This is a genomic window from Flavobacterium laiguense (genome assembly GCF_003097655.1).
GTDB lineage: Bacteria > Bacteroidota > Bacteroidia > Flavobacteriales > Flavobacteriaceae > Flavobacterium > Flavobacterium laiguense.
The window spans coordinates 397,071-422,006 of record NZ_QCZH01000001.1; the positions used below are offsets into that span (position 1 = coordinate 397,071).

24 protein-coding genes are annotated in these 24,936 nt (G+C 35.6%); 15 read left to right on the forward strand and 9 right to left on the reverse strand.

Going from position 1 to position 24,936, the window contains the following annotated elements:
* Positions 1-16: 16 nt before the first annotated feature.
* From DB891_RS01760 to DB891_RS01790, 7 genes are all read left to right on the forward strand, one after another.
* Complete coding sequence (locus DB891_RS01760; protein WP_116759955.1) at positions 17-2,290, forward strand: helix-turn-helix domain-containing protein; 2,274 nt, start codon at positions 17-19, stop codon at positions 2,288-2,290.
* 348 nt (positions 2,291-2,638) lie between these two features.
* Positions 2,639-4,330: a hypothetical protein gene (locus tag DB891_RS01765; protein WP_116759957.1), complete on the forward strand. Its 1,692-nt coding sequence runs from the start codon at positions 2,639-2,641 to the stop codon at positions 4,328-4,330.
* A gap of 13 nt (positions 4,331-4,343) precedes the next feature.
* Positions 4,344-4,760 (forward strand): hypothetical protein, encoded by a 417-nt coding sequence (locus tag DB891_RS01770; protein ID WP_116759959.1) that lies wholly within the window; start codon positions 4,344-4,346, stop codon positions 4,758-4,760.
* 33 nt (positions 4,761-4,793) lie between these two features.
* A complete protein-coding gene (locus DB891_RS01775) occupies positions 4,794-5,081 on the forward strand; it encodes a hypothetical protein (protein WP_116759961.1) in 288 nt (95 codons plus the stop codon).
* Entirely contained in the window at positions 5,078-5,266 is a 189-nt protein-coding gene (locus DB891_RS01780) for a hypothetical protein (protein ID WP_116759963.1), read from the forward strand. Before DB891_RS01775 ends, DB891_RS01780 begins: the two co-directional genes overlap by 4 nt.
* A 10-nt stretch (positions 5,267-5,276) precedes the next feature.
* Positions 5,277-5,699, forward strand: coding sequence for a hypothetical protein (locus DB891_RS01785; RefSeq protein ID WP_116759965.1), 423 nt, complete (start codon positions 5,277-5,279; stop codon positions 5,697-5,699).
* Between the two features lie 341 nt (positions 5,700-6,040).
* A complete protein-coding gene (locus DB891_RS01790; protein ID WP_223256034.1) occupies positions 6,041-6,469 on the forward strand; it encodes an NUDIX domain-containing protein in 429 nt (142 codons plus the stop codon).
* Between the two features lie 296 nt (positions 6,470-6,765).
* Here the strand turns inward: DB891_RS01790 and DB891_RS01795 are convergent, their stop codons facing one another.
* A complete protein-coding gene (locus DB891_RS01795; protein ID WP_116759969.1) occupies positions 6,766-6,990 on the reverse strand; it encodes a hypothetical protein in 225 nt (74 codons plus the stop codon).
* Positions 6,991-7,667: 677 nt separating this feature from the next.
* Here DB891_RS01795 and DB891_RS01800 point away from each other — a divergent pair.
* The 4 genes from DB891_RS01800 to DB891_RS01815 all read left to right on the forward strand — a co-directional run bounded on the left by DB891_RS01800 (position 7,668) and on the right by DB891_RS01815 (position 10,717).
* Positions 7,668-8,231 (forward strand): TetR/AcrR family transcriptional regulator, encoded by a 564-nt coding sequence (locus tag DB891_RS01800; protein ID WP_189337079.1) that lies wholly within the window; start codon positions 7,668-7,670, stop codon positions 8,229-8,231.
* 464 nt (positions 8,232-8,695) lie between these two features.
* Positions 8,696-9,046, forward strand: coding sequence for a cupin domain-containing protein (locus tag DB891_RS01805; RefSeq protein WP_189337080.1), 351 nt, complete (start codon positions 8,696-8,698; stop codon positions 9,044-9,046).
* A 291-nt stretch (positions 9,047-9,337) separates the two neighbouring features.
* Positions 9,338-9,838 carry a Crp/Fnr family transcriptional regulator gene (locus DB891_RS01810; protein WP_189337081.1) on the forward strand — a complete coding sequence of 167 codons (501 nt, stop codon included), beginning with the start codon at positions 9,338-9,340 and terminating at the stop codon, positions 9,836-9,838.
* Positions 9,839-9,910: 72 nt separating this feature from the next.
* Positions 9,911-10,717 (forward strand): MBL fold metallo-hydrolase, encoded by an 807-nt coding sequence (locus tag DB891_RS01815; protein ID WP_116759977.1) that lies wholly within the window; start codon positions 9,911-9,913, stop codon positions 10,715-10,717.
* A 217-nt stretch (positions 10,718-10,934) separates the two neighbouring features.
* Here the strand turns inward: DB891_RS01815 and DB891_RS01820 are convergent, their stop codons facing one another.
* Complete coding sequence (locus DB891_RS01820; protein WP_116759979.1) at positions 10,935-11,897, reverse strand: HU domain-containing protein; 963 nt, start codon at positions 11,895-11,897, stop codon at positions 10,935-10,937.
* A gap of 246 nt (positions 11,898-12,143) precedes the next feature.
* Between DB891_RS01820 and dprA the strand changes: the two genes are divergently transcribed.
* Positions 12,144-13,244, forward strand: coding sequence for a DNA-processing protein DprA (gene dprA, locus DB891_RS01825; protein WP_116759981.1), 1,101 nt, complete (start codon positions 12,144-12,146; stop codon positions 13,242-13,244).
* 120 nt (positions 13,245-13,364) lie between these two features.
* Complete coding sequence (locus DB891_RS17540; protein ID WP_189337082.1) at positions 13,365-13,511, forward strand: hypothetical protein; 147 nt, start codon at positions 13,365-13,367, stop codon at positions 13,509-13,511.
* 83 nt (positions 13,512-13,594) lie between these two features.
* Here the strand turns inward: DB891_RS17540 and DB891_RS01830 are convergent, their stop codons facing one another.
* The 3 genes from DB891_RS01830 to DB891_RS01840 form a co-directional block, all read right to left on the reverse strand.
* Positions 13,595-16,513, reverse strand: coding sequence for an FAD-binding and (Fe-S)-binding domain-containing protein (locus DB891_RS01830; protein WP_116759983.1), 2,919 nt, complete (start codon positions 16,511-16,513; stop codon positions 13,595-13,597).
* 77 nt (positions 16,514-16,590) lie between these two features.
* Complete coding sequence (gene serA / locus DB891_RS01835; protein WP_116759985.1) at positions 16,591-18,486, reverse strand: phosphoglycerate dehydrogenase; 1,896 nt, start codon at positions 18,484-18,486, stop codon at positions 16,591-16,593.
* Between the two features lie 339 nt (positions 18,487-18,825).
* Complete coding sequence (locus tag DB891_RS01840; RefSeq protein WP_116759987.1) at positions 18,826-19,635, reverse strand: DUF1338 domain-containing protein; 810 nt, start codon at positions 19,633-19,635, stop codon at positions 18,826-18,828.
* Positions 19,636-19,823: 188 nt separating this feature from the next.
* Here DB891_RS01840 and DB891_RS01845 point away from each other — a divergent pair, with 188 nt between their 5' ends.
* Positions 19,824-20,297, forward strand: coding sequence for an Lrp/AsnC family transcriptional regulator (locus DB891_RS01845; RefSeq protein WP_116759989.1), 474 nt, complete (start codon positions 19,824-19,826; stop codon positions 20,295-20,297).
* A 284-nt stretch (positions 20,298-20,581) separates the two neighbouring features.
* On the opposite strand, the gene trpS is transcribed toward DB891_RS01845, so the two are convergent.
* A complete protein-coding gene (gene trpS / locus DB891_RS01850) occupies positions 20,582-21,556 on the reverse strand; it encodes a tryptophan--tRNA ligase (RefSeq protein ID WP_116759991.1) in 975 nt (324 codons plus the stop codon).
* A gap of 216 nt (positions 21,557-21,772) precedes the next feature.
* Between trpS and DB891_RS01855 the strand changes: the two genes are divergently transcribed.
* A complete protein-coding gene (locus tag DB891_RS01855; RefSeq protein WP_116759993.1) occupies positions 21,773-22,531 on the forward strand; it encodes a lysophospholipid acyltransferase family protein in 759 nt (252 codons plus the stop codon).
* Positions 22,532-22,722: 191 nt separating this feature from the next.
* Here DB891_RS01855 and recA read toward each other — a convergent pair whose 3' ends face one another.
* From recA to DB891_RS01870, 3 genes are all read right to left on the reverse strand, one after another.
* Entirely contained in the window at positions 22,723-23,730 is a 1,008-nt protein-coding gene (gene recA / locus DB891_RS01860) for a recombinase RecA (RefSeq protein ID WP_116760339.1), read from the reverse strand.
* 262 nt (positions 23,731-23,992) lie between these two features.
* Entirely contained in the window at positions 23,993-24,508 is a 516-nt protein-coding gene (locus DB891_RS01865) for an acyl-CoA thioesterase (RefSeq protein WP_116759995.1), read from the reverse strand.
* Positions 24,509-24,550: 42 nt separating this feature from the next.
* Positions 24,551-24,934, reverse strand: coding sequence for a DoxX family protein (locus DB891_RS01870; RefSeq protein ID WP_116759997.1), 384 nt, complete (start codon positions 24,932-24,934; stop codon positions 24,551-24,553).
* Between the last annotated feature and the right edge of the window lie 2 nt (positions 24,935-24,936).

Below are 24,936 nucleotides of genomic sequence, written 5' to 3' on the forward strand. Positions count from 1 at the left end.
TAAATTTATACGCCAAATGCAATCCATATCCGAAGCCGCTGCTTATGCTCTCCGTTTTATCAATCAAACCCATCAATCTGTTTTTTTGACGGGTAAAGCGGGAACTGGTAAAACCACGCTCTTAAAGCAAATCATAGCGACCACACACAAGAACACAGTGGTTGTGGCGCCTACGGGAATTGCAGCGCTGAATGCGGGCGGAGTTACGATCCATTCGATGTTTCAACTGCCTTTTGGCGGATTCATACCGGACAATTCGGCTCCTCAGTTTTCGGATACGACCAAGTTTGAAACCAAAGCCACTTTGCGCCGACATTTCAAGATGAGCGGACAAAAACGTGCAGTTATCCGCAATATGGAATTGCTTATCATAGACGAAGTCAGTATGTTACGTGCCGATTTGCTGGACGCAATGGATTACATGATGCAAACGGTTCGAAAGAAATCGGCTCCGTTTGGTGGTGTGCAAGTGTTATTTATAGGAGATTTATTACAATTACCGCCCATCATCAGAGACGAAGAGTGGCGCACTTTGAGAACATATTACAAAGGGAAATTCTTTTTCCACGCACACGTCATTCAGCAGTATCCGCCTTTGTACATCGAGTTGTCCAAAATTTACCGTCAAACCGATGATCGATTCATTTCGGTTTTGAATAATCTGCGTAACAATGAGATTACAGCAACGGATATTCAAATGCTGAACGAATTCGTAAAACCCGATTTTGACATGAAGGTGAACAAAGGCTATATCACGCTGACCACGCACAATGCCAAAGCCGATGTTATGAATGCGCAATCTCTAGAAGATCTGGAAGGAAAACTAACAACTTTCAAACCGGAAATCACAGACGATTTTCCAGAGAAAATATATCCCGTAGATCCCAATTTGCAGTTGAAAGTAGGAGCACAGATTATGTTTGTCAAAAACGATTTGTCCCCGGATAAAAATTATTTCAACGGAAAAATGGGAATTGTAAAATCCATGACCAGCAAAGAAATCTGGGTTCACTTTCCGGATGAAGACAAAACCATCGAAGTCGACAAGTACGAATGGCAAAACATTCGCTACACCGTAAACGAGATGACCAAGGAAATAGAGGAGGAGATTTTGGGCACTTTTGTGCATTACCCAATCAAACTGGCTTGGGCGATTACGGTACACAAAAGCCAAGGTTTGACTTTTGATAAAGCTGCGCTCGACGTATCGCAAGTTTTCTTGCCCGGACAGGCGTATGTGGCATTATCGCGTTTGCGTTCCTTAAACGGGCTTGTTTTACTCTCTCCGTTGCGAATGAATGGTATTTCAAACGATCAGGACGTGATGGATTATGCCGAGAACAAAGCCTCCGAAGAAGCTTTGGCGAATGCCTTAAAACGAGAAACCAAAAATTTTATCCTCAACTATCTGAAAAACAGCTTCGAGTGGAACGAGTTGGCTCAAGAATGGCGCAACCATCAGTTCAGCTACAACGAAGATGTCGAAAATTCAGCCAAATCCAAACATGCCGCTTGGGCGAAAAATCAAGCCGGGGTGATTTGGCAATTGCTCGATCCGTCTTCTAAGTTTTTGGTGCAGTTGGATAAATTGTTCCACAGCGAACAGCTGGAATTCAGTCATATTTCGGATCGGATCAACGCAGCCTTCAATTACTTCATGGATCCCATGGACAAGTTGGTGTACGAAATCCTATGGAAACTCGAGGAAGTAAAACGACTCAAAAAAGCCAAAGCTTTTTACGATGAATTAATACTACTCGACGATTTGCAAACCAAGGCAGTGCTCCAACTGATGAAAGCCAAATTAATGATGGCCACGCTGGTAAAAGGCGAAACCATCTCTAAAGAAAAACTAACGTCTGCCGAAATCAAGCAATATAAAACCACCAAAGTCGAGCGTGTCATCGAAGATTTCAAGAAAGCCAACATCACCCTAATCGAGGACGAAAAGGACGCCGAACGCTACGCACCCAAGAAAACCACCAAAAAGGAACCCAAAAAATCGACAGTACAGGAAACCCATGAGCTGTGGTTAGAAAAGAAAACCGTACAGGAAATCGCAACGATCCGCAAGTTCACTCAGGAAACCATTTTGTCACACTTAACCAAGTTGATCCAGTCCAAAACCATTATTATCAACGAAGTCTTGTCCAAAGACAAAGTGACCGCACTCACCGAGGCCTTTGCGGGTTACAAAGAGGAATCGGTTTCTCCCCTAAAAGAAAAACACGGCGACAAATTCACTTGGGAAGAACTTAGAATGTTCAAGGCGAGTTTGAATCTCAATTAAACACAAAATTTAAAAATCATTTGGGCGTGCCAGCATTAAGCAAAGGGGCCAACTTATCATATCGGTGAGTCGGCCCCTTTGCTTTATGCCGTCGGGCTTCCCGATAATTATCGGGAAGCGCTACTTCGGTAGCTAACTTCTATCCCTCACGTATGCTCACAAGATGTTGAGGGAAGGTGGAGGGATTTTGTTGATTCCAAAATAATTTATTTTTTGTAAGAATTATTTATCATTTTTGAAAACGATACTTAGCTGCGTGTATACATCCAAAATATAAATGGATTTGTGGTTTTTTGTTTTGTATATACAAGTTGCAAGAGATTTTAACCACCTAACAACATTTAAATTATGAAGAGAAATGTATTTTTAAAAGCCTATTTAACAAATGGGTTAGCACTTATTCTAGTATTCTTTTTATCAAATTGCCAAGTAGAGGAAGACACCTTACAAGGAAATAATAAGGCAGTTTCTGAAATTTATAAAGTTAAAATAGAGGATTATTGGGGTCAATTAAAAACAGGCTCTAGTAAGGAACAATTAGCCAAAATTGAAGAATTGTCGACTGCAATCGACATCAATAGTTTAAAAATATATGATTTAAGAACGACCGAAAAATTAGTGATTGCAAATGCAAAATCATTACAGGGATTAGATGGAATTATTAAAATTATTTTTTATATAAATGAAAATAAAGTGGTGCGTTCAAATATTGTAACATTAAAAACTAATGAAGCCAATAGTGATTACGATAAGGTTATTCAATCCGTACTAAATGCAGATAAAAATGGTTTTAACTATACGGGTGAAATTACTTTTTTGAGTCTTTCAAAAACAAAATTGCTGTATGATAAATTTAATCAAGGGAATTTAATCGAAAATAAAACCCTAAGTTCTGCTAGAAATAGGAAGAAATTTAGCAAAACACAAGGAAACTGTACTGAGTATTGGTGGGTAACCAAATATGGTAATGAAATCATTAGTCAAGTTTATATGTTTACAGTCTGTGATTGTAGTGGCGGTGGTGGTCCCAATGGTGGTGATGAAACTTTTAAAATGAGTAATTGTGATAATGGTGCAGGGGTATTTTTGGGAGGATCAAGTGCGTCAACTTCTACAAACAAACCTACTCTTCCTGCAAATCCCATCAACAATCAAACCTATAAATTTACCGATCCAGATGGAGTATGTACCGAATATATTTATAAAAGTAGCATAAACTCCTGGCATATTTTAGAGGTAATCCTTCCTAATATTATAATTTCTAGAAACAAAGATAATTACGGTATTCTAGATTTCCAATGGCCTGTGGATAATCAAAAAGTGTTCGACCCATCTACCAATATTTTTTACACTTACGATGGAGGTTCTGATTCTTGGAGCGGAATACCAGGTGAGTCTCCAAAAAATCCTTGTGACGCAGCTAAATTAATAACAACGGATTCTAAAGACAGCAAGTATTTATCTGCCAAAAGTAGTATCCTAGCTGCAAATGCTACATTAGAACATAGTATCACTCTAGGTAAAGACGTCAGTAATCAAATAACCCATGCACCTATGAATAATGGAGGAACAAATGATGTAAAAGTAAATGAAACTTGGGCTGGAGCTTTTGCATCTTTGCACAACCATCCGAACAATACACCATTATCAACTGGAGATATCTATAATGCTGTTACACTAAATAATAAAAACAGTAATTTTACTACTTCATTTGTTTTGATAGACGGAGAAACCTATGCAATTGTTGTTACAAATTTAGTAGAAGCAAATGCCTTTGTAAAAGCTTATCCAGCCGATGAAAATCCACCTTATCCACCTGAATTTCCCGATGCTATTTTTAATGAGATATTAGAGGTCAGGTCTAAATTAGGTGAATCAATTGAAGCAAGAACAAGTGCAATAGCTTTTGCTTTAAACTCACATAATTCTGGTATTTCATTAATGAAACAAGATAATAATGGAGAATTTTATCCACTAATAATTAAAAAGACAACACAAAACGGAACCGACACATACAACCTAACGTCTTGTAACAACTAAAAAAAATATAAAAATGAAAAATATATTAAAAATTTTCGGGATACTATTATTGTTAATAAACTATAGCTGTAGAGCACAACAAATGGTACAAGTACCTAATGATACTTATCTATTAAAGACAAATGATCAACAATTCCTTAACAAGCCATTAAAAAACCTTTTGAGAGAAATAAAACCTAATATAAAATCTGTGTTAGGTACTGTAGATTCACCATCTTATTTTATATTTAGATTCATAGATATTGATGAATTTAAAAGTGGAAAAGCAATAGGAAAAAATCATTTATTGATATGTGTATATGTAAAAGAGCCTTTAGATTGGAATTTTGACAAAAGACCAAAAGGAAAAGAATATCAATGGACAAAAGAAGATGAAGAAAAATATGGTAATCTCACTGTAATTCGAATTAAGGTAATTGGTAAAGATTAAACAGACAAAGTTTTAATCTCGACTCGTTACTGAATGAAAATTCCTTTTTGGTCTAAAAACCAAAAAGGAATTACTAGTAATGAAAGAAAAATGAAAAATATATTAAAAACAATCGCAATCCTATTCCTATTTGCAAACAATAGTTGCAAAGCTAAACAAATGGTCCAAACAACAAAAGATGTATATTTATTAAAAACTAATGAACAACAATTTATAAACAAACCTTTAAAGGATTTATTAAAAGAAATAAAACCAGAGATAAAAACAGCTTGGGCAACTTTAAGTGACCCGATGCTATTTTTTATCAAATTGATGATATGAAAGATTATATGGGATATAGCATCGAGGGACGTACAACGGCAATCTCTACTATTTTAAACCAATACAGCTCAGGAATAACTCTAATGAAGCAAGATAGTAACGGAGAATTTTATCCCCTAAAAGCTAAAACAACAATACTCCCAAATGGATCTAAGAGCTATATTCTAACACCTTGTAATCAATAAATTAAAAAATATGAAAAACATATTAAAAACATTCGCAATCCTATTCTTATTTGCAAACAATAGTTGCAAAGCTCAACAAATGGTCCAAACAACAAAAGATGTATATTTATTAAAAACTAATGAACAACATTTTATTAACAAACCATTAAAAGATTTATTAAAAGAAATAAAACCAGAGATTAAAACAGCGGACGCTACTAATGATAATCCTTACTATTTTTCTTTTAAATTTAGAACATTAGAACAACGAAAACAAAGCAAAGGAAGTCAAGATGATAGCGTATCTCTATTTGTCTATGTAAAAACTCCAATTGATTGGAAATATGAAGAAAGACCAAAAGGAAAAGAATTACAATGGACAAAAGAAGATGCAGAAAAGTATAGCAATCTTACTGTAGTTCGAATTAAGGTAATTGGTAAAAATAAAGAATAGTAAACTTTTAATCAAGACTGTTATTAAATGAAAATCCCTTTTTAGTCAAAAAACTGGGAAGGGATTATTTGAATTAAAAAAACAAAGCAAACAATCAAAAATCTTGCTATTCAATCTTGATTGAGTATGTACCGTATATAAGTACAATAGTAGTCAAAACTCTTGGAAAATCATAGAGGTAACCCCGCTCGGATATATTAATTCTTCATCGCAAAGATAGCGCTGATTTGCAATCTGTGCCCACAAAGAAAAGCTACAATTAAAGATAGAGTATGCTCAAACAATTTACAACTAGCGTTTTCATCATCAATAACTTTGAAAGGAATTTGTAACTAGCGCTCATTCATCATAAAAAATTTGATAGATGGATGGTTCCTGGCGGTCATATCGAACCTTCCGAAAACCAAGTGGAAGCTGCCATTCGAGAAGCTAGGGAAGAAACAGGATTAAACATCAAACTGTTTTCCTTTTTGCATGCAGAAAATAAGGTTAATGATTCGGAATGGATTTTACCTCCTGAATATTTTTATCAGCAACAAATTCCAGCTTCATCCCAAGAAGAGTCCCATTATCATTTAGATTTTGCCTATTTGGCATTTGCTAATGAGGTGGAATTTACTTTTAACGCTAAAGAAACAAAAGACATAAAATGGGTAAATTTAGAACAGGCTTTAAATTTTAATCTCTTTGAGGGAACAAGATTTATAATAGATGAGATCATTTCTAAATTTAAAAACCACGAAAAAATAGGATATATACAAGAAGCATAACGTAAACGGGTAGCTCGGAAGTGTTAAGTTTTCAATTTTTCCGTTCATAGCAGAATCCGTTTGATCAGTAATCCCGAAAGCTATCTGGAGCCGGCCATTGCGCAATCCGGGTTTATTGAGAATTAGGTTTAAGATGGTTGTTGAAAAGTTATTTTTTTTTGAGGGTATGCTGAACAAAGTGAATTTATTATAAAAAAAAACAGACTGTAAAATTTTCAGTCTGTTTTTTAAATTGCTTATTTTTTCTCAGTTCTTTTAATTCGAAGTGAAGTTTCCTGAATTTTAAAAGTATTTTTTTATCCTCTCTGAGCGATGTTTTTTTTGTAAAAATAGAAGGAAGCAAATGTTACCATGTTTAAAGTAATTGCTAGTGATACAATTGGATTGAAATCTAATGTTTTTTCAACATTTTCAATATTTTTTGTAATTTGACTTACTGTCATCACTAAAAATGCTGAGATGCTTACATAGGTATAGACTAGGTATGCACACACTTTGGTAGATAAATTATTGGTTTTCATTTTTTTGGTTTAGTTTTTTTTAGTTTAAAAATTACTTTAAAATGTTCTCAAAGTTTTAATATTAAGACTAATGCAAAATTAAGTTAATGATATTGGCGTTTAAAATAAATCTGATAAATAGCTTAAAAATCCGATTAAAATACAAAATCAAGCGTTTTTATTTTGTATGAATAAATAGGTATTATAAATTGAAACACCAAGATTTAGGGAAGAATCATGATCTATCGGATGTTGCAATTTTAGCAACTCGGCTTTGGAAAGAAATTATTAGGCCCGTTTAATTTTCATTTGAGTGCAATCTTTAACCGCAAAGAAGAGTTGCAAATCGGACCCTTTCAGGCTTTTTCAGATGGAAATCAAGTATTGTGTCAGAATTTTAAAAGACGGGCTAAAAAACACCGAAAACGATTTTATAATCAAAATGGGGAGGCGTTGTGAAAATGAAATGATCAATATTATTTCAAATACGATTTTGGATGATGTTTACAAAGAAAAAAGCATTAGTTAATTTTTTATAAGATTTTTGTTTTTCACAATTATAGTATTCTTGCTGCTTTACTCCAAGGTCTTAGTTCTTTTTTTGAATTCTTTTTTCAAAATGGTTTTAGGTAAATGTTTGTATAAGGTTATAACTTATTATGCTTACTTTTGTGACTGACCAGTCAGTAATATCAGTAATGGGCAAAAAACAACATATTATCAATACGGCTACCCAATTATTTGTTGAATTGGGATTCCACGGTACAGCAACCAGTAAAATTGCACAACAAGCCGGTGTAGCCAATGGGACTCTTTTTAATTATTTCAAGACCAAAGACGAACTTATCGTTACTTTATACTTTAGCATTTTGGCCGAAATGGATGATTACATCATCAATAGAATGACATCCCAGTCCATTACCAAAGAATCATTCCAATCTCTTTTCTTTGTAACTCTTTTCTGGAGTTTGGATAATCGGATTCAGCATCAATATGTGCAACAATTCAATCATTCACCCTATTTTCAACAAGTAGCTACAACAGGTTTAAATCAAGAAGAACACCCGCTTTTGATCCTAATCCAAAACGGAATTGATCTTGTTCTTCTAAAACCATTGTCAGCCTCGTTTATTTTCTCATTGTGTACAGCACAAATAAACGGATTGTTTAATTATATAATTGCTAATGATTTAGCCAAAGAGAAACAGTTAGAATTGATCCAAGAGACTTTTGAGATGCTATGGAAAATGATAGAAGATTAATTAAAATCACAAATTGACTGATTGATCAATCTATTTTTAAATTCATAAAAAACGATAACCGATGAAGCTTTTCCTTTTCGGTGTAATTATCTCGATCGCTGGCTTATATTATATTTCTGTCAATGGGTTGGAATAGTTGCATCATCTGTCTTTAATTAAATATAACACAAAAATCTAAAAATCAAGTAAATACAAAAATATATCGTCTGTATTCCATATTAATTAGCTTGTTTTTTTGTAAATTAGCGAATTGAATTGTTCCTATCTCCCCATTTCTTTTTTTAATTAGTACTGCTCGAAAGTTTGTAAAGAGAGGCAGTACTTTCAATAATACTTTTTTGATAGTTGATAAAGGCTCTTGTTTAAAAGAAACAGCAGCAAACCGCTATATAAGACGGAGTAGCCGAAAACCAGACAGAGTAGGCAAAAATTAAAATTAAAATAAGATGAAAAAAATAATCCTTATGATGCTGCCAGTGATTACACTTGCAGTATTTATGAACGTAGAATCCGCAAGCGCACAGGAAACCCAAACGCCATGGCCTGGGGTAACTAAAAAAGTTTTAACGGATAACGAACATGTTAACGTATCGGAAGTAACTTTTGCTCCGGGTGCGGTTGCAGATTGGCACTCTCATCCACAGTATAGTGCTTATGCGATTACCGACGTGAAAATGAAAGTGGAATTTAAAGATAAAGAACCCGTTACCATGGATTTAAAAGCTGGACAAGCAGTATACTCCCCAGCAGTAACGCACAAAACAACCAATGTGGGTAAAAAGCCCTTTACTGTTATAGTCTCTGAAGTGAAATAATACGCAGGACATTGTAAATAAACGAACTAAAATGAAGCCCCGAAATAGTGAAAATTTCGGGGCTTTTTGCGACTTTAATAGTTTAGTTGCAATTTTAAAAAGCATTTTGGATATAGTTTAAATCCACTATATTTACTTCAAAATTTAGCAAAATATAATGGAACAGCAGTATTTAGACAAACCGTCATTTTACGAATTGTTACTGAACTACAGAAGATAAACACTATAAATGCAGACATTAATTACATATTTTGAGAAATTGGGTTTTTCGGAGAACGACTTAACCGCATTTTGAGTTGTGTTAAAACCCGTAAATTTTCGGCTAATGAAATAATCCTTTTCAATGGTCAATTAGAAAACTATTTATCCTTTATTGACACTGGTGTGGTGCGCTATTATGTGGTGGCAAACGACAAGGAAATTACGTTTGATTTTGCTTTCAAAAACTCCTTTTATTGCGCCTACGATTCCTTTTACGGCAGAACCCAAACCAATATTTACATTCAGGCAATAACCGATTGTCAGTTGTACTCCATTTCACATGAAAATCTGCAAATGCTTTATGGGAAATGTGAAACTGCTAAAAAGCTGGGCCGAATTGCCACCGAATTTTTATTAGCCAAAAAAGTAAAAAGAGAATTAGATCTTTTAACGACTTCTCCACAAGAACGATATGAAAATTTGCTGTTGGAACATCCCAAATACATCCAACAAATACCCTTGAAATACCTTGCTTCCTATATTGGCGTTGTGCCGGAAACGCTGAGCCGCATTCGGAAACGCATTTCTTGACCAAAGTCAATTCTGGACTCATAAATTGAACCCAATTTTGTATTACTATTTTAACAACAAAATCGAATACAAATGAAAGTAACCATTACACATATTGACACGGCTTGTGTTTTACTCAACATCAATGGGTTCAAAATATTGACAGACCCCACTTTGAACAAAAAAGATGGTATTTTTCCGCAATATGTCAGCAGCCCTTTGGCTTTTTCCAAAAAATATTGCGACCCCGCTTTAACCAATGAAGAAATCGGAAAAGTAGATTTAGTGCTATTAAGCCACGACCATCACAGTGATAATTTGGATAAAAAGGGTCGAGCTTTCATCAAGACAGTCAATACGGTACTTTCGACTACAGCTGCGGTAAAACGGTTAAAAAGAAACAATATCATTGGACTCGATAATTGGCAAGAGTACACCGTTGAAACCGATAAAGTTCCCCAATTAAAAATAACGGCAATACCGGCCCAACACACCAACATAAAGCGTTTGGATAAAGTGATGGGTAAGGTTATTGGATTTGCGATTGAATGGGAAGGTCAAAAAAATGGCTGTCTTTATATTTCGGGGGATACGGTACTTTTTGAGGGTATTTATGAACTTAAAAAAAGAAAAAAAGTCGACGTGGCGATTTTACATTTAGGGGCTGGGGCATTCCCTTATCTGAAAAAAAATTTGAGAGTGACCATGAATGGGGAAGAGGCAATTGAAACCGCTAGACTTCTGAATCCAAACAGTGTGATACCCATTCATTATGAAGGTTGGTGGCATTTTAAACAATCGGTGAAGTCCTTAAAAAATGAAATAGAACAATCAGGGGAAAAAGACAAGTTTTTATGGCTCACCAGTGGAGTTGAAACGGAATTAATGCTTCATAATTAGAAGGGTTCTCAAAAGCCGCCTTTTAATTGTTTTAAAAGATTTTTGCAGCTTAATCGCGTTAAGTGGTGTTTGGTAGAAAAAGCAGCTTAAGGAAGCTTGAAATTGGCTTTAAGTTCAAGTCGAAAAGAATCGAATTAGGGTAAAACAAAAAATCACGAACAAACACCTATTTAATTCGGGTTTATTCGTGATTTTTTTATGCTGAATTGTTGATTTTCTATAGTGTTTGTATCAAGATCCAAGCTTCGGGATTATCCGTTTCGATAATTTTAGCTTTCTCTTTTTCAGCTTCCGAAAATGTTGGGAAGCTTCCGTATAAAACTGGGAATAATCCATTTTTATTAACTCCCAAACGTCTTGCTTTGTACCCTTTGGCAATTAACTGATCGTGTCTTTTTTGCGCATTGGCTTCGCTTCTAAAAGCTCCGGCCATAATGTGATACGGCAACTTAGCCACTATTTCCTTGTCTTTTTTCAAAGAAAGGGTTACAGCTGGTATTGGTGTTTGAATAAAGAAAGTAGCTTGCTGTATTTTGTTCTGCACTTGTTTTTGAACCGCTGTTTCTACCAAAATAGTTTCAGTGGCAATTTGTTTTTGATATAAAGGATATCCAATAGTTCCGGTAGCAGCCAATCCTAAAACAAAAATTGCAGCATACTTAAGATAAACACTCGTTGTTCTGGTTTCCGGAATAAACTCAATCGGTTCTTTTTCTGTAACAACCGTTTCTTTTTGATCCCGAAGCGTCGGGACAATTTCTCTTTTTACGGCTGGCGACACATAAGAACTTAACCCAAAAGATTGCGTTAAATAATTGGTTTGTTCGTTTGGAGTAAAAAGAATATTGTTATCGGCATTCAAACTAAGAGTACCAATGTTTTTTATCGAAAAAGTTCGGTTTTCCTGTAATGCTTTTTTCCAGCTCAATACCTCATATTCTATGGCACTTACCGCATAATCATAGGATGTTTTTTCGGCTTGGGCAATATGATTGGCCAATAATCCATCATTGTTTTTTAGATAGGAATTAAAGGAAATCATCTTTTTTGGCGGAAAAAAAGAATGTGAGTTTTCGATCAATTGAGCCGATTGGATTTCGGTCAAAAAAGCTCCAAAACCAGGAACGGTTACACATTGGTAACGGTACAAAAGTTGCGCGATGTAATGTTCGATTTTCATAGTAACAAAGTTATACAACGAGAATAGTTATCAAAATTTTATTCACAATTTTTATTAACAATTTATATAAACTTATATATCAGTTGATTATGAATTTAAAATTTATTCAAGTTCTGTTTATATGTGATTTTAATTTCGTTTTGTTATTAAATGAGCCTCTTCATTTTTTTGAAAAGACTTTTGTTTTGAAATATTATGAAAATAAAATTTTTAGATATTCAAAAATATGTGGTATAATTGTAAGATATGTCAGAAGAAAAATTATTTCATTTAATGGCTTTACTCCGTGTAGAAGGGGTGGGGGATATCATGGCCAAAAAGCTCTTAACGCACTTTGGCAGTGCAGAAGCCGTATTGAATGCCAAAACTTCGCAACTTGCTGCAATTGATGGTGTAGGTGCTGTTTTGTTGAAAAATTTAAAAGACAAATCTATTTTCGAAAAAGCGACCCAAGAGTTGCAGTTTATTCAAAACAACAACATCGATGTGCTTTATTTTCTAGACGAAAAGTATCCAGATCGCTTAAAGCATTGCATAGATGGTCCTGTTTTGTTATTTAGCTCGGGGAATATCAATCTGAAAAACCGAAAAATAATAAGCATTGTGGGTACTCGCCAAATCACTTCCTATGGTATGGAGTTTTGCAGAAAATTGATTGAAGATCTTGCTCCACTTGACCCGATAATCGTGAGCGGATTTGCTTATGGGGTTGATATCGTGGCACACCAACTGGCAATGGATCATAATTTACTAACTATTGGTGTTGTGGCACACGGGTTAAACCAAATTTATCCCAAACCGCATAAAAAGTATGTCGCCAAAATGGAGCAAAATGGCGGCTTTATGACCGAGTTTTGGAGCACCTCCAATCCCGATAAAGAAAATTTTGTTCGTAGGAATAGAATTGTTGCCGGAATGACCGAAGCAACTATTGTCATCGAATCTGCTGATAGGGGAGGTTCGCTCATTACCGCCAACATGGCGAATGATTACAACCGTGATGTTTTTGCAGTTCCAGGACGTGTTACGGACAAATACAGCCAAGGGTGTAACAATCTAATCAAAACCCAAAAAGCGAATGTGCTCACCAGTGCAGCTGATTTGATTTACATTCTGAATTGGGATATAAAGAATGAAGCCAAACCAGTGCAAAAACAATTATTTGTCACGCTTGATGATGATGAGCAAAAAGTCTATGATTACCTTTTGAAAACAGGCAAAGAATTGATGGATATCATCGCTTTGCATTGTGATTTTCCCATTTATAGACTATCTGGATTGCTCCTCAATATGGAACTCAAAGGAGTTATTAGACCTTTGCCAGGGAAATTGTTTGAGGCAATATAAAAAATTTTTGATTTTAGATTGATGATTAACGATTTTTGATTTCAGATTTTTTACATCCGCAATCAAAAAAAGCTTTAGTTGTGATTGTAATCTATACCGATAGCTTAATGAGACTAGAATATGGGTTTTTTAGATAGTACAATAGCCCAAGGTTTCAACCTTGGGTTACGTATTGTTGGTTTCAATTGTTTGTTATCTATATTGTCTCCAACGGTTGAAACCGTTGGCTATGGTTTAATGAAAAAATATGGTCCTAGTGTCTTTTAGTTAGGAACTAAAGCAGTATTTGGCTACTGATTACTTATAAAAAAAATGCAGATGTCAAGTTAAACATCTGCAATCAAAAATCTCTATTTTAAAGCTTTATACAAAATTTCAACAGGGTGAAATGCTTTTCGGCTGGTACCGTCGCTTATTTGATGCCTACAGCTGGTTCCAGACGCAGATATTAAAGTGGCTTCTTCTTCGGATCGAATGGCCGGGAATAAAACCAGTTCGCCAATTTTCATCGAAATGTCATAATGCTCTTTTTCATATCCGAAAGAACCCGCCATACCGCAACATCCGCTTGGAATATTGAGTACCGTATAATTTTTGGGCAACATCAAGATTTTCTTGAGCGGCACTAATGACGATAAGGCCTTTTGAAAACAGTGACCGTGCATGCGAACTCGCTCTACATTTGCCGTAAAGGAAGCCGATGTGATGCGGCCTTCGTCCAGTTCTTTGGCCAAGAATTCTTCAATAAGCATCGCTCTACTGGAGAACGATTTGGCTTTTTCTTTCAAATCGCCACGACATAAATCAGGATATTCATCTCGGAATGATAATATGGCCGAGGGTTCAATTCCAACTAAAATTGTGTTTTCCGGCATTTCTTTGGCGAAAGCCTGTGTATTCTTTTCCGCAATTTCTCTAGCCTCTTTTAGCATTCCTTTCGAAAGATAGGTTCTGCCGCTGATGCCAATTTCTGGAATCTCGACTTCATATCCCAAACGGTTCAACAGCTTCACAGCGGTTTGACCGATTTCTACATCATAGAAATTCAAGAATTCATCGTTGTACAAATAGACTTTTCCCTGTATAAAATTACCCGTTTGTCGGTAGCTTTTGATCCATTTGGCAAAGGTAATTTTATGCATCAAAGGCAATGTTCTTTGGGTGGAAAAACCAGTCGAACGTTTCATGATGTTTCCTAGAATACCTTTGGACCCAAAATTATACAACCACGGAATGGAAGCAAATAATTGATTAATTTTTGGGGTATTCCCAATTAATCTCGAACGGAATTTTACGCCGTTTTTGTCATGATATTGTTGTAAAGTCTCTGCTTTGAGCTTCGCCATGTCTACATTTGACGGACATTCGGATTTACATCCTTTGCAACTCAAACAAAGATCCAGTACTTCAAGTAGGGCTTCATCATCAAATCGATTCTCTTTGGTAGAATTGGTAATGGTTTCTCTCAGGATGTTGGCTCTGGCACGAGTGGTGTGTTTTTCATCACGCGTGGCCATATAACTCGGGCACATGGTACCACCGCTTTTCTCGGTTTTTCTGCAATCTCCGGAACCGTTACACATCTCGGCAGCACGAAGAATTCCGTTATGTTCCGAAAAATCAAAATACGTTTCAGGCATCGGAGTATCTTGACCCGGTGTATATCTTAGGCTCGTGTCCATTGGAGGTGTGTTCACGATTTTTCCAGGGTTAAAAACGCCCCAAGGATCCCAAGTTTGTTTTACTTGGATAAACAATTGGTAGATTTCTTCGCCCAACATCAGCGGAATAAATTCCCCGCGAAGTCTTCCGTCTCCGTGTTCTCCACTTAGCGACCCTTTATATTTTTTGACTAAATGGGCAATATCGGTAGCGATGGTTCTAAAAAGTCCTGCGCCTTCTTTGGTTTTTAAATCAATGATCGGACGAAGGTGCAATTCACCGGTAGCCGCATGAGCATAATGCACACAGTTTAGGTTTCGTTCTTTCAGAATCGCATTAAAATCTTCTATAAAATCGGGTAAATCATTGACGTCAACTGCCGTGTCTTCAATCACGGCAACCGCTTTGGCATCACCAGGAATATTAGACAATAAACCAAGTCCTGCTTTTCTTAGTGCCCATACTTTGTTAGTATCTTCACCGTAAACAATCGGAAAATGATAGCCTAGATTTTGAGAACGCATCAAAGCTTCCATTTCTTTAGCAATAATGTCAATTTCTTCTTGCGTATCTCTTAAAAACTCAACAGCAAGAATTGCCTGGGGATCTCCTTGTACAAAGAACCTGTTTTTGCTTTGCTCTATGTTTTCTTTGGTACATTCCAGTATATAATGATCGATTAATTCGACACTGTCCGGATTGAATTTCAAGGCTAATAAATTGGCTTTTAACGATTCGTTGATACTGTTAAAATGCACACAAACCAAAGCAGCAAAAGGCTTTAAGGCATCTACCAAGTTTAATTTTATGGCTGTCGAAAAAAACAAAGTTCCTTCGGATCCTGCAATTAACTTGCAGAAATTAAATTTTTCGGTGGGATCTCCAAAAGGCTGACTGTCTGCCAATAAATCCAAAGCATAACCCGTATTTCTTCTTGGAATTGATTTTTTTGGATAATTTTCATCGAATAAAGCTCTGTTTTCAGCAGAAGACAAAATTTCTTTTGCCTGAACATAAATGGCTTGTTCCAATGGGCTCACCACATTTATGCCTTTACATTTGTCTTCGAATTCGGCATTGGTCAAGGCTCCGAAAGTGACTTCGTTACCATCTGCCAAGAAGCCTTTGATTTCGAGTAAATGTTCTCTTGTCGATCCATAAATTACAGATCTGGCACCACAGGCATTGTTTCCTACCATTCCGCCGATCATACAGCGATTGCTCGTGGATGTTTCCGGCCCAAAAAATAATTTATAGGATTTTAAATGAAGATTTAATTCGTCTCGAATGACTCCTGGTTCTACCCAAGCGGATTTTTCGACAGGATCGACCGAAAGGATTTTGGTAAATTCTTGCGAAATATCAACCACAATTCCGTTTCCTACAACCTGACCGGCAAGAGAAGTTCCGGCCGCACGAGGGATTACACTGCTGTTGTTTTCTCGGGCAAAAGCTATGATTTTTTGGATATCGGCTGCCGTTTTTGGAATAGCTACCGCCAAAGGCATTTCTTTATAAGCACTGGCATCCGTGGCATAGAGCGTACGCATGGTGTGGTCATAAAATAATTTACCTTCTAATTGTTTTTCAAGACTTTCAAGCTTCATTTTGGTAATTTTAGATTTTAGATTTCAGATTTTAGATTTCGGGTAATCTGAAATCTAAAATCTGAAATCTAAATTATTTAGTACAGAATTCTATATCGAATAGTATTCGGAATCTTTTTTAATTTTTTCTCTAATTCTTTGTTGTGGAAATTATCAATATCGGTAATCACATATCCCAAAGTTTCGTTTGTTTTAAGGTATTGACCCAAAATATTATTATCATATTCCGAAAGAATAGTGTTGATTTGTGCCAAAATTCCTTTTACGTTTTCATGGATATGCATGATACGGTGGGCACTTTGAAGTTCAGGAAGCTGAATTTCAGGAAGATTAACACTTCCATAAGTGGTACCCGTATTGATATACTGAATTATTTTTTTGGCTACATAATGACCAATGTCAAATTGCGCTTCCTCTGTACTACCGCCAATATGGGGAGTTAGAATAACATTAGACATTCCTTGCAATTCAGATACAAATGGTTCATCGTTATTGCTTGGTTCTTCCGGGAAAACATCCACGGCAGCACCTCGTATTTTACCGCTTCTTAAGTTGGCCGTCAAAGCTTCAATATCCACTACGTGTCCTCTTGAAAGATTCAAAAAAATCACACCGGGCTTCATGTATTCAAAAGCGGCGGCATCAATTAAGTTTTTATTGCTTGCGCGTCCATCAACGTGTAAAGAAACCACATCCGAAAGGGCCAATAATTCTTTCAAGGAAGAACATTTTTTGGCATTTCCAAGGGCTAATTTATCGACTGCATCATAGAAATAGACTTTCATTCCAAGTGCTTCTGCAATGATCGAAAGCTGTGATCCGATGCTTCCATATCCTACCAATCCTAGTTTTTTTCCTCGAATTTCCACGCTATTGGTGGCCGATTTATCCCAAACACCGGCATGCATCATTTTGCTTTTTTCGAAAGTATTACGAACCAGCATGATGATTTCTCCAATGGCTAACTCAACTACTGAACGGGTATTGCTATAAGGTGCATTAAATACCGAAACCCCTCTCATGCTACAGGCAGTAAGATCTACTTGGTTGGTACCGATACAAAAAGTTCCAATTGCGTGGAGCTTTTTGGCATGTTCCAATACCTTTTCGGTTACATGGGTTTTCGAACGAATTCCAAGTATTGAAACTCCTTTTATTTTTTCGATCAATTCATCTTCAGACAGGGATCCTTTGATCACTTCAACATTATACCCTTCGTGTTCAAATATCTGTACGGCATCTTGGTGTACGTTTTCCAATAACAAAACTTTAATTCTGTTTTTAGGATACGATACGGAGGCTTTGTAAGACAAATCATAAAGTATTTCGTCTAATGAAGGAGCGATTCTATCCGCTTTATCGACCACAACTTTTCGGCTTACATTTTCTGTAAAGGCAAAAAACTTTGATACGGCACCACCTTCCAATGTTTCATAATCGGTATAGCCATCACCGATCATTATGGCTTCTCCAGCTAGATTCAATGATTTTATTTTAAGGACTTTTCCTTGATTTTCACACAATTCGTCTTTCTCGTCAAAACCTATGATTTTTCCATCGTGGTCAAATTTGAAGGTATTGGCCAAAACATGTTCCGGTTTTATCCCGTATTCTTGAACGATTGGGATAATGATTTCTTTAAAACCATTAGAAATGATGTAGATGTTTTCGGCATGTTGCTTAAAAAAGGCTCTATTTCGGATAACAGATGCGGTAACTTTCTTTTTTAAAACCTCAATTACGGTGCCTAAATGGTCTCTATTGGCTTGCAATAAATGAATTCGGCTCGTTAACGATTCTTTTAGGGACAATTTGCCTTCCATTCCCAGATCGGTCAACCGTTGAATTTCGCTCAATATTTGAACACCCGCAACGCTATCTTCATAAATTACTTCACATAACACGTCAAGTGCTTCGACTTTAATAAAAGTACTGTCAAAATCGAATATAAATGTTTCTTGAATTTCTGTCATCTTTTTACTGTTTACCACAAATAGAAATTATTTGCCAATTTTTTTTCAAAGATAGAGCCTCGATAGTTATTGTGAAAATTTATTGGAATAATACTAAACAGTTTAACGAGAATTGAGATTATTGTTATAATTCCTCCTTTTGATTGGATAATATTTATTTATTGGCCGTAAAATCAATACTATATTGTATTGACCCTATTTCAAAAGGGCTTTTGAATGGATTATAAGTTTTTACTTTTGTTGAATGTTGAGCGTGTTTTCCTAAAAAAAAACTACAACTTGTCAAGTTTTTCTAATTTTAGAAGAAATGATGACAAATTGTAGTGTTGTTTTCCAATATTATTTTTGCAATTTCACATCGGTACTTTCAAAAATTTTATCGGCTGATGAGGCTACAAATCCTTGGTATAAGTTTCCGTCAGGCATGGCATATCGAAGTGCAAACTCATAATAGCAAGATGGAATTTCAACCGAACCTTCATCAAAGGTAATTGTGTATAAATCTGCTAATGTACTGGATTGCTCTAAAAACTGCTCAGGAGTTCCTTTTATTTTCCCACCAGAAGCGTTTAGTTTCCAGCCACTTTCTTCCAAGAATGAATTCAATTCTTCCAGTTTTTCAAAATGCTTAAGCGCATTTACACTAATCGTAAAATGATTGGCACGGAAACCATAGATGTACATCCAAGCTGCATATTCTGATTCTTCCAAGAGTGATTTGTATATCGCCTGTGAATTAGATTTCCAAAAAGTGCTGTTTAAAGCTAATTCAGGATTAGTAAATTCGTTAGGGTCGCAATCATCCAGTAATTTTTTTACCGTATTTTGTAATGATTCTGAACATTTTTCTAGCTCTAATTCGGAGATGAAAATTCTCGGGGCATCTTTGTCTGTAGTATGTTCGTAGTGTTTGGCAAATAATTTTTTAGATTCAAATACATACTCTCCACGAGCTTCATATCCAACGCTTAAGAAAATTTTTTCTAACACATTGATGTTGACTCTTTTGTCATTAAATGTTCTAATTGCAATATGATCATTTTGAATCGTTTCGCCTTTTTCTTCCAGTAAAGTATGTATTTTTTTAGCAGATGGGGTTATTTCAGCATATTGCTCCCATAGTTTCGAAAGTAGTTGATTTTTGTCCATTTCCGTATGTTTTTAGTGTTGTTATTGTGACACAAAATTATATATACTTGTATCATAATAACAGTAATATTCTACGATTATTTATAAATAGACATTTTTTGATATATTTGATGTAATTTTGACAGTTTTAAAGCTGCTTTTAACATTCGAATTGTCAAAATAATAGTTTCAACAAAATCACGTAACCGATGTCAAGTATAAAACACAACGAAAATACTGATTATTTAGATCAAGAAATCATCAGAAAGCTTAGTGAGAACGGTAGAATTCCCTATTCTGAATTGGCCAAAGAATTAAACGTATCTAATTCACTGGTGCATTTACGGGTTCGGAAATTGCAGGAATCGGGTGTGATTGCGGGTTTTTCTGTGAAATTAAATGCGAAAGCCAATGGATTTGAAACCATAACCTATACCGGAATTACCACCAAAGAAGCTCGTTTTGCCTATTCTATTGCCGAGCAGCTCAAAATGATTCCTGAGATTGTGGAATGCCATTGGGTTTCGGGTAAATATGCTTTATTTATCAAGATTGTGGCGGCCAATAATGATGAGTTGCGTAAAATTATATACGACCAAATTCATATTATTGAAGGAGTGGGTGGTACCGATTCATTCATTTCTTTTGGATCGGCTTTTGAGAAAAACTTGCCGATACATTAGGGATTATAAACACGAATTTCACGAATTGTCACGAATTCCTTTGTGTTGAAAAATTTCACGAATTCACTCTAAAATTGGAATTTGTTCAAAGAAAATCAGTTTTATTTTTTTGGTTCTACCACGAATCGTGTGGGTATTATCAAATAGGAAAATTTATAAAAACATAATAACAAATAAAACCATTAAGATATTAAGCTAATTGAGACTTAATGAAACTTAATGGTTTAAATTCTTAAAATTAATTTTAAAGACTAAACCCACACAATTCGTATTACCTTTCTTTTTTAAACCTCAAACCCCAATTTCTCTCTTACTCTTCCCAAAACACCATTGGCAACAATACCCGCTTTTGCTGCTCCTATTTTCAATAAGGCATCTACTTCTGGGAGATTATTGATGTAGTAATTGTATTTTTCTCTTTCGGTTTTAAATTTTTCTACGATCAATTCAAACAAAGCTTGTTTGGCGTGACCATACCCATAATTTCCTCCTAAATAATTGGCTGTCATGGTTTCTAATTGACTTTCGTTTGCCATTAGTTTGTATAATGCAAAACAATTACAGGTTTCAGGGTTTTTTGGAGCCTCAAGTGGTGTACTATCGGTTTCTATACCCATGATTTGTTTGCGCAACGCTTTGTCATCCAAGAAAATATTGATGAAATTATTGGCCGATTTGCTCATTTTCCCTCCGTTTGTACCCGGAATAAGCATGCTGTCTTCTTGTATTTTAGCCTCTGGAAGGACAAATGTTTCCCCCATTTGAAAATTGAAACGGGAAGCTACATCTCTTGTTATTTCTACGTGTTGCAACTGATCTTTTCCCACTGGAACAAATTCTGCATCATATAACAAAATATCCGCAGCCATAAGCATAGGGTAAGAAAACAATCCAGCATTTACATCTTCTAATCGATCCGATTTATCTTTGAAAGAATGCGCCAATGTCAAACGTTGGTATGGAAAAAAACAACTCAAATACCAAGATAATTCAGCCGTTTGCGGCACATCCGATTGACGGTAAAAAACCACTTTTTCCACATTCAAACCACATGCCAACCAAGCCGCTGCAGTGCTGTAGGTGTTGGCTCTTAATGTTTCTCCGTTTTTTATTTGTGTGATCGAGTGCAAATCGGCTATGAAAAGAAAAGATTCGTTTTCGGGTTTATTGGATAAAGCGATTGCCGGTATAATTGCGCCAAGTAAGTTTCCTAAATGTGGTGTTCCCGTACTCTGAACGCCAGTAAGTATTTTTGCCATTTTATATATTTTATTCCCTATAGATTTCGTTAACGAAAAGTGATTTTTTTTGCAAAGTTAATTCTTTTGCCAAATTTTCCGCAAGTTTCCTTACTTTTGACGTTATGAAATCGCCATGATTCCAAAAAACAAAGAAAAAAAAGAATGGTGTGACCTCCTGTACCGATAATTATCGGTAGCTATTGGGATCCTTTAAAAAACAAATATTATCTACACATGAAAGGTATAAAAAAGATGTTTTGGGCCGTCTGGCGGGTTTGGTTTTATGTCGTAATGCTTATTCCGATCCTTATTATGTCCCCTTTTTTGGTGGCTTCGATCTTGACCGAAAGAGGGTATCCCTATTTTTTCAAGATGTCCCGCATTTGGGCGAAATGTGTTCTTTTTGGAATGGGATTTTATTATAGGGTCGAGAAGATTCAAAAATTAGATCCTCATAAAAGTTATATGTTTGTAGCCAATCATACTTCAATGTCGGATATTATGTTAATGCTTGCCGTTGTTGAAAACCCTTTTGTTTTTGTGGGAAAAAAATCACTGGCGAAAATTCCATTATTTGGCTTTTTCTACAAAAGAACCAGTATTTTGGTCGATAGAAGTTGTTCTAAAAGCAGAATGGAAGTGTTTGATGAAGCACAAAAAAGAATTGACCGCGGACTTAGTATTTGTATATTCCCTGAGGGTGGTGTGCCACATGATGAGTCTATTCTGTTAGACACTTTCAAAGACGGTGCTTTTCGTTTGGCAGTAGAACATGAATTACCAATTGTCCCCTTAGTTTTTCCGGACAATAAAAAAAGATTATCCTATACTTTTTATAGCGGAAGTCCAGGTTTAATGAGAGTTAAAATCCTTCCATATGTAGAAACTGTTGGGAAAAAAGGAGCGCTGGACCGAAAAGAAATTAAGGAAGAGGTTCGGGATCTTATTTATAATGAATTACTCGAGTTTGAGAAAATGGACAAGTTAAGTTAATTGTACCAAACGGTTATAATTTAGTTCCAGTTTAGAAACTATTTTTTGAACCATTAAGGCATTAAGTTTCATTAAGCTTAACTTAAACAATCTTAATGCCTAAATGGTTTCAAATATTGGGTATCTTGACTTTACTTATACAATTGTAGTAGAACAAAAAAAAAGCCCGCAATTGCGGGCTTTTTTGCTATTTAAGCTTCTGCTAACTCTTTGATTTGATTTTTAATCTTCACTTCCAATTCATCAGCCAATTCTGGATTGTCTTTTATTAAAGATTTTACTGCATCACGGCCTTGTCCTAGTTTGGTTTCACCATAACTAAACCAAGAACCTGCTTTTTTGATAATTTCAAATTCTACAGCAAGATCCAATATTTCACCCGTTTTAGAGACTCCTTCTCCGTACATAATGTCAAATTCAGCTACTTTAAATGGCGGTGCAACTTTGTTTTTAACAACTTTTACTTTAGTTCGGTTACCCAATACATTATCTCCATCTTTAATCTGAGTAGAACGACGAATATCCAAACGTACCGAAGCATAAAATTTCAATGCATTTCCACCCGTTGTAGTTTCGGGATTACCAAACATAACCCCAATTTTTTCCCTCAATTGGTTGATGAAGAATACCGTGCAATTCGTTTTGCTGATCGTTCCCGTTAATTTTCTTAAAGCTTGAGACATTAATCGAGCATGAAGACCCATTTTTGAATCTCCCATTTCGCCTTCAATTTCACTTTTAGGTGTCAAGGCTGCAACAGAGTCAATTACCACAATGTCAATGGCTCCAGAGCGAATCAAATTTTCGGCGATTTCTAATGCTTGTTCTCCGTTATCCGGTTGTGAAATGATTAGGTTTTCAATATCAACACCTAATTTCTCTGCATAATTTCTGTCAAATGCATGCTCCGCATCAATAAAAGCAGCTATTCCTCCCGCTTTTTGAGCTTCGGCAATAGCGTGTAGTGTTAATGTTGTTTTACCAGAAGATTCCGGTCCGTAGATCTCTATAATTCTTCCTCTTGGATACCCACCAACTCCTAATGCTAAATCAATCCCTAAAGACCCCGAAGAAATAGTTTCTACTTCCTCAATGGCTTTATCCCCCATTTTCATTACAGTCCCTTTTCCGTAAGTTTTGTCTAATTTGTCAAGCGTTAATTGCAATGCTTTTAACTTGGCTTCTTTCTCTGAACTGATTTTTTCTTTCATCTCTTTTTCTTTTACTTTCATATTTTTTAGCAATAATATAGGCTCGTAATATTAGATTGATTTTATTTAGTTTTCGTAAAAATACTTCTTTTTTCTGAAGTTACAATAGCAAAAGGTAATGGCAATGGCAATAGCAATTTCAATCATTCAATATCGAATGTCAACACTGAATACATCAATCCAAGAGGTATCTCACTTGGAAATGAAATCTTGACAAGCTAGGCTCTCTTTACTCTTTACTCTTTACTCTTTACTCTTTTGCAAAAAGAGCTTTCAATTCAGTAGCATCATGAGGATTCATTTTACCAGCCAACACTAAGCTCAATTGTTTTCTTCTCAAAGCCGCTTCGTAACGCTGTTTCTCCAATTCTGTTTCTGGAACCAATAAAGGAACTTCTACGGGTCTTCCGGTATCATCCACGGCTACAAAAGTGTAAATTGCTTCATTAGCTTTGGTTCTGTTTCCAGATTGACGGTCTTCTACCCAAACATCTAGGTAGATTTCCATTGAACTTTTAAAAGCTCTGGATACTTTGGCTTCAATAATAACCACACTTCCCAACGGAATGGATTTGTTGAAAGCAACGTGATTAACAGAAGCCGTTACTCCAATTCGACGCGAATGTCTTCCGGCGGCGATACTTGCTGCGCGATCCATTCTGGCCAATAATTCACCTCCAAATAAGTTATTCAAAGGATTGGTTTCGCTCGGTAAAACCAAATCGGTTAATATAGTTAAGGATTCTGAAGGATGTTTTGGTGTCATTTTTATTGTTTTATAAAGAAATTGTAATTGTGTTCAATTATGTTAATTCAGCCAATACACAGCCATTACCGCTGGAATAAAGTAAAGTACAATGGTTCTGGCTCCGTCATAATCTTTGGCTAATCGTTGTCCAAAAAGTAACATAATAAGGGTAATACAAGAAAAAATGGCTCCGTACAAACCATATAATCTTCCGCTATTTACGGTTAATTCTATAGCACCCACTACACATAAAATTCCAGACAGTAACTCTAATAGTAATACATTAAGTAAGGCTAAGGGTACTTGATTTCTTAAAGGGGTTGCAGAAAAGTGTTCTTTTAACCAATCGATATTATCTTTCCAATGAAATAATTTATCATAGGCTGATTGTAAAAAAGTTATTGCTAAGAAAATTAAAATTAGGATTGAGGCAATGTTATTCATTT